The organism is Micromonospora sp. BL4, from assembly GCF_003667505.1.
Classification (GTDB): Bacteria; Actinomycetota; Actinomycetes; order Mycobacteriales; family Micromonosporaceae; genus Micromonospora.
Genome location: NZ_RCVJ01000205.1, coordinates 1 through 1,002, shown reverse-complemented (window position 1 = coordinate 1,002; position 1,002 = coordinate 1). Strand labels below are relative to the sequence as shown.

Below are 1,002 nucleotides of genomic sequence, written 5' to 3'. Positions count from 1 at the left end.
GGCTCCGGAGGCTGCGCCGGTTGCGGCGGCTCGGTGCTCACCGGAGCGGAGCGGTAGACGCCGGGAGCGCTCGCGCGGGAGCCCGGGTTGCCCACCGCGTCGGCGGTGACGCGACTGGTGGCGGGCACCGTGGCGCTGGCCCGGGCCGGGGCGCTCGAGCCGTCCCGTTGCCCGGGCAGTACCCCGCCGGCCGGGTTGGCCGACCCGGTCGCCCGGTAGGTGGTCGCGCTCGCCGGAGCGCTGGCCGGCAGGTCATCCGGCAACGCGCCGGCGGTGACGACCGTCGCCCGCGCCCGTACCGGGGTAGCGGCCGGGGCGGCAGCAGGGTCAGCGTCCTCGGGCGCCGGCTGCTCTCCGTTCGCGTCGGCGGCGGAGCTGGCGGAAGCGTCGCTGTCGGCGGAAGCGTCGCTGTCGCCGGGAGCGTCGCTGTCGGCGGGACTCTCGGTGTCGGTGGAACTGTCGGTGGCGCGGGCCGAGGCGGCACTGACGTCACCGTCGACGGCGGTCTCGTCGGCGGCCGGGACGGTGTCTGCGCCGGGTGCCGGGTCCGTAGTTCCCGGTTCCGGCTGGTCGGCCTGGTCGACCGCGACGGCGCCGCTCTTCTCCGCCGGATCACTCTGCTCGGCCATCTCCGCCCTCCGTGCCACGCTCGCACCCGGACCCGTGACATCGGGCCGGATGTGCCTGGATGTCACGGTGCCACAGATCGCTCCGAGCGGACAGCCGGAGCGGGTCGTGGCGGTTCAGCTTCCGGTGCTCGGGCTGCCCGTCGTGCTCGCGGTCGGGCTGACGCTGGCCACTGCGCTCCGGCTCGCCGACGGCGTGCTGGCCGGGGCCGAGGTGGCCGGCGCGCTGGTCGGCCGTGGCGGGGGCGTGGTCGTCGGCGTCCTGGTCGTGCTGGGCGACGTGCTCGGCGAGGTGCTGCCGGTCGGCGTCGGGGTCGGAGTCGGAGTGCCCGTGGGTGTCGGGGTGGCCGAGCCGGTCGGCGTGGGCGTCGTGGTC

1 protein-coding gene and 1 pseudogene are annotated in these 1,002 nt (G+C 76.9%); one reads left to right on the top strand and one right to left on the bottom strand.

Features of this window, described 5'->3' with window-relative positions; all coding sequences use genetic code 11:
* Positions 1–629 (bottom strand): annotated as a pseudogene (locus EAD89_RS27115) (hypothetical protein); the annotation flags it as partial.
* 106 nt (positions 630–735) lie between these two features.
* On the opposite strand from EAD89_RS27115, the gene EAD89_RS27110 reads away from it, so the two are divergent.
* On the top strand, positions 736–1,002 hold a 267-nt coding region (locus EAD89_RS27110), incomplete at its 3' end, for a hypothetical protein (RefSeq protein WP_199733646.1).